The sequence below is a fragment of the Salmonella sp. NW884 genome (assembly GCF_051700745.1).
Lineage (GTDB): Bacteria > Pseudomonadota > Gammaproteobacteria > Enterobacterales > Enterobacteriaceae > Salmonella > Salmonella enterica.
This window is the reverse complement of record NZ_JAMMDE010000024.1, coordinates 1-4,392: the sequence shown is the minus strand read 5'-3', so window position 1 is coordinate 4,392 and position 4,392 is coordinate 1. Positions and strand designations below refer to the sequence as shown.

Genomic DNA, 4,392 nt, shown 5'->3' with positions numbered 1-4,392 from the left:
AGAAGTGAAACGCCGTAGCGCCGATGGTAGTGTGGGGTCTCCCCATGCGAGAGTAGGGAACTGCCAGGCATCAAATAGAATGAAAGGCTCAGTCGAAAGACTGGGCCTTTTGTTTTATCTGTAGTCTGCCGGATGGCGGCTCCGCCTTATCCGGCCTACAGGGACGCGCCGATCCACCCTCAATATAACCACAAGCCTTCCCAACACAGATACGGTAAACTATTGCCGATTGAGTATCAGGAAAGCAGCCATGACCCACTCCCTAAAACCCTGGAATACCTTCGGCATTGATCATTGTGCAAAGCACATCGCATGCGCTGAAAACGAACAACAACTACTGAGTGCCTGGCAGCAAGCAACTCGTGAGGGACTGCCGGTTATGATCCTGGGTGAAGGAAGTAATGTCCTGTTTCTGGAAAATTACGCCGGCACCGTGATCCTTAACCGCCTGAAAGGCATTGAGGTCAATGAAACCGCGGGCGCCTGGCACCTACACGTCGGCGCAGGCGAAAACTGGCATCAGCTGGTTCGCTACGCGCTGGACAACAACATGCCTGGCCTGGAGAATCTGGCGCTCATCCCTGGCTGCGTTGGTTCCTCGCCTATACAGAATATTGGCGCGTATGGCGTAGAACTACAGCGCGTCTGCGACTACGTTGACTGCGTTGAACTGGAAACGGGAAAACGTCTGCGTTTGTCCGCGGCGGAATGCCGTTTCGGCTATCGTGACAGTATCTTCAAAAATGAATATCAGGATCGCGTTGCGATCGTCGCGGTGGGTCTGCGTTTGTCAAAGCAATGGCAGCCGGTGTTGACCTATGGCGATCTTACTCGTCTGGACCCGAAAACGGTCACCGCGCAACAGGTGTTTGATGCTGTATGCCATATGCGCACCACAAAATTGCCGGATCCTAAAGTGAATGGCAATGCGGGCAGCTTTTTTAAAAATCCCGTTGTCGCAGCCGATATCGCTATGGAACTGTTAGAACGATTTCCCAACGCGCCGCATTACCCTCAGGCAGACGGCTCAGTGAAGCTGGCGGCAGGCTGGCTGATAGATCAATGTCAGTTGAAAGGCGTCACTATTGGCGGCGCTGCGGTGCATCGCCAACAGGCGCTGGTATTGATTAATGCGAATGATGCGACAAGTAAAGATGTGGTGGCGCTGGCGCATCATGTCCGGCAAAAAGTGGGTGAAAAATTTAATGTCTGGCTGGAGCCTGAGGTTCGCTTTATTGGTCGGTCCGGAGAGGTAAACGCTGTGGAGAGCATTGCATGAAAGATACTACCGTTCCCCTGACGTTGATCTCACTACTTGCCGACGGAGAGTTTCACTCAGGCGAGCAGTTGGGTGAACGGCTGGGAATGAGCCGCGCGGCGATTAATAAACATATCCAGACATTACGCGACTGGGGAGTAGATGTATTTACCGTTCCCGGGAAAGGATATAGCTTACCGGAACCCATCCAGTTACTGGATGCTGACCGTATTCATAGCCAACTGGATAGCGGAAACGTGGCGGTATTGCCCGTTATCGATTCAACCAATCAGTATTTACTTGATCGAATTGGCGAGCTGCGTTCAGGCGATGCCTGTGTAGCAGAATACCAACAGGCGGGGCGTGGTCGTCGCGGGCGTAAATGGTTCTCACCGTTTGGTGCGAATCTATATCTTTCAATGTACTGGCGTCTGGAGCAGGGGCCTGCGGCGGCAATAGGCTTGAGTCTGGTCATTGGAATTGTGATGGCGGAAGTGCTGCGTGAACTGGGCGCAGATAAAGTTCGTGTGAAGTGGCCTAACGACCTCTACCTGCTGGATCGCAAACTGGCGGGTATTCTGGTCGAGTTAACCGGTAAAACGGGCGATGCCGCACAAATAGTGATTGGCGCTGGTATTAACATGGCAATGCGTCGCGTAGAAGAGGACGTGATAAATCAGGGATGGATCACACTACAAGAGGCCGGAATTACGCTCGACCGCAATATGCTGGCCGCAAAGCTGATTTATAAGCTACGTGCTGCGCTTGAGCTTTTTGAGCAAGAAGGTCTTTCTCCTTATCTTTCGCGCTGGAAAAAACTGGATAATTTTATTGATCGTCCGGTAAAACTAATTATTGGCGACAAAGAAATATTTGGTATTTCTCGCGGCATTGATACTCAGGGTGCATTATTGCTTGAACAAGATGGCGTGATTAAACCCTGGATGGGTGGGGAAATATCGCTGCGAAGCGCCGAATAGTAAAAAGGGGAGTCGGTACTCCCCTTTTTTCTGTTATTTTCGTAATCTTACCTGTTCCACCGCATGGTTAGCGCTCTTGGTCATAATAAGGCTGGCACGTTCTCGTGTAGGTAAGATATTTTGTTTTAAATTCAACCAGTTAATTTCTTTCCAAAGCGAAGTCGCTGTATTAACAGCTTCTTCTTTAGATAATTTCGCATAATTGTGGAAATAAGAGTCAGGATCGGTAAACGCCCCTTCGCGGAATTTCAGGAAGCGATTGATATACCATGTCTGAAGAAGTTCTTCTGGCGCATCAACGTAAATAGAGAAATCAACGAAATCAGAGACAAATACATGGTGCGGATCGTGAGGATAATCCATACCGCTTTGTAAAACATTCAAACCTTCAAGAATCAATATATCAGGCTGAGCGACGGTTTTATCCCCTTCAGGAATAACATCGTAAATCAAATGAGAATAGACTGGCGCCGTCACGTTCGGTACGCCCGACTTGAGGTCAGAAACGAATTTCACCAGTCGGTGCATATCATACGATTCGGGGAACCCCTTTTTCTTCATTAATCCGCGTTCTTTCAACACCTGGTTTGGGTGGAGGAAGCCGTCTGTGGTAATCAATTCAACACGGCGGTGTTCCGGCCAGCGACTCAGCAACGCTTGCAGAACGCGTGCTGTCGTGCTTTTACCCACTGCGACGCTGCCCGCGATACTGATGATGTAAGGGATTCGCTGGCCGTTAGTGCCCAGAAACTGTTCCAGGACAGCCTGACGACGCAGATTTGAACTGATATAGAAATTTAGCAAACGGGAGAGAGGTAAATATATTTCTGCAACTTCTTCCAGCGATAAATCTTCATTAATGCCTTTTAACTGCGCGATCTCATCCTCGGTCAGGGTCATCGGCACAGAATCGCGAAGCGCAGCCCACTGGCAGCGATCAAACTGTAGGTAAGGCGTCATTAACGATTGCTCTTTTATACTCATAAGCATGTTTCTGGCTGCTATTGCTACATCAGTTCAGCGATGAACGAGGGCCATCCCTGACATGCAACGGCACGTCACATTTAAGTTAATTTGGACAATGGGCAGGAGGGTAACACCAGATGGGGAGGAATAATAAGAAAAAATCTCGCTGTGAAAGCTATCCCTGAGAAGCAATGTGACGAATATACCAGATACAGAAGATTGCTTTCTATCGACGGAGCGTTGAAATGCCGCGCCGTATCCTGGTCAGACGGTCGGTAAAATGCCGAAAATTTATGCTCTCTTGTTTGAAATTAGAGCATTTTTGTCTCTTATAGCGCAAAATGTGAGCGATAGAACATTTTATGCAATTTTTTAGTTGCATGAGCACGCAGGTCTCCATAGAATGCGCGCTACTTGATGCCGACTTAGCTCAGTAGGTAGAGCAACTGACTTGTAATCAGTAGGTCACCAGTTCGATTCCGGTAGTCGGCACCATCAAGTCCGGTGGGGTTCCCGAGCGGCCAAAGGGAGCAGACTGTAAATCTGCCGTCACAGACTTCGAAGGTTCGAATCCTTCCCCCACCACCATTTTCGGCCGCGCGATGGCGCAGCCCGAGACGATAAGTTCGCTTACCGGCTCGAATAAAGAGAGTTTCTCTCGATATTCAGTGCAGAATGAAAATCAGGTAGCCGAGTTCCAGGATGCGGGCATCGTATAATGGCTATTACCTCAGCCTTCCAAGCTGATGATGCGGGTTCGATTCCCGCTGCCCGCTCCAAGATGTGCTGATATAGCTCAGTTGGTAGAGCGCACCCTTGGTAAGGGTGAGGTCGGCAGTTCGAATCTGCCTATCAGCACCACTTCTTTTCTCCTTCCTGTTTTTCTCTTCTGTTTATTAGCATTCAACAAGTCGGGCGTGTTGCCTGGTTGATGTGGTGATATCACCGATTTATCCGTGTCTTAGAGGGACAATCGATGTCTAAAGAAAAGTTTGAACGTACAAAACCGCACGTTAACGTCGGTACTATCGGCCACGTTGACCATGGTAAAACAACGCTGACCGCTGCCATTACTACCGTACTGGCTAAAACCTACGGCGGTGCCGCTCGCGCATTCGACCAGATCGATAACGCGCCGGAAGAAAAAGCGCGTGGTATCACCATCAACACTTCTCACGTTGAATACGA

At 49.5% G+C, this 4,392-nt stretch carries 5 protein-coding genes and 4 tRNA genes; 7 read left to right on the top strand and 2 right to left on the bottom strand.

Annotated elements, in window-relative coordinates; translation table 11 throughout:
- Positions 1–250 precede the first annotated feature (250 nt).
- Complete coding sequence (gene murB / locus NA197_RS23260; RefSeq protein ID WP_064043559.1) at positions 251–1,279, top strand: UDP-N-acetylmuramate dehydrogenase; 1,029 nt, start codon at positions 251–253, stop codon at positions 1,277–1,279.
- Positions 1,276–2,238, top strand: a complete 963-nt coding sequence (gene birA, locus NA197_RS23255; protein WP_000655746.1) for a bifunctional biotin--[acetyl-CoA-carboxylase] ligase/biotin operon repressor BirA — start codon at positions 1,276–1,278, stop codon at positions 2,236–2,238. The genes murB and birA overlap by 4 nt, the downstream gene beginning before the upstream one ends.
- A gap of 33 nt (positions 2,239–2,271) precedes the next feature.
- Here the strand turns inward: birA and coaA are convergent, their stop codons facing one another.
- Both coaA and NA197_RS23245 read right to left on the bottom strand, forming a co-directional pair.
- Positions 2,272–3,222, bottom strand: coding sequence for a type I pantothenate kinase (gene coaA, locus NA197_RS23250; protein WP_064043560.1), 951 nt, complete (start codon positions 3,220–3,222; stop codon positions 2,272–2,274).
- A 208-nt stretch (positions 3,223–3,430) separates the two neighbouring features.
- On the bottom strand, positions 3,431–3,604 hold the full coding sequence (locus tag NA197_RS23245) for a hypothetical protein (protein ID WP_001541267.1): 174 nt from the start codon (positions 3,602–3,604) through the stop codon (positions 3,431–3,433).
- A 19-nt stretch (positions 3,605–3,623) separates the two neighbouring features.
- Between NA197_RS23245 and NA197_RS23240 the strand changes: the two genes are divergently transcribed.
- The 5 genes from NA197_RS23240 to NA197_RS23220 all read left to right on the top strand — a co-directional run.
- Positions 3,624–3,699 (top strand) — tRNA-Thr (locus NA197_RS23240).
- An 8-nt stretch (positions 3,700–3,707) separates the two neighbouring features.
- Positions 3,708–3,792, top strand: a tRNA-Tyr gene (locus tag NA197_RS23235).
- A gap of 116 nt (positions 3,793–3,908) precedes the next feature.
- Positions 3,909–3,983 (top strand) — tRNA-Gly (locus NA197_RS23230).
- 6 nt (positions 3,984–3,989) lie between these two features.
- Positions 3,990–4,065 (top strand) — tRNA-Thr (locus tag NA197_RS23225).
- A 115-nt stretch (positions 4,066–4,180) separates the two neighbouring features.
- A partial coding sequence (locus tag NA197_RS23220; RefSeq protein ID WP_000031661.1) for a GTP-binding protein occupies positions 4,181–4,392 on the top strand: 212 nt, incomplete at its 3' end.

Coding starts and splice junctions, on each gene's coding strand:
- murB (WP_064043559.1), top strand. CDS start 251: ATGACCCACTCCCTAAAACCCTGGAATACCTTCGGCATTGATCATTGT.
- NA197_RS23245 (WP_001541267.1), bottom strand. CDS start 3,604: ATGGAGACCTGCGTGCTCATGCAACTAAAAAATTGCATAAAATGTTCT.
- coaA (WP_064043560.1), bottom strand. CDS start 3,222: ATGAGTATAAAAGAGCAATCGTTAATGACGCCTTACCTACAGTTTGAT.
- birA (WP_000655746.1), top strand. CDS start 1,276: ATGAAAGATACTACCGTTCCCCTGACGTTGATCTCACTACTTGCCGAC.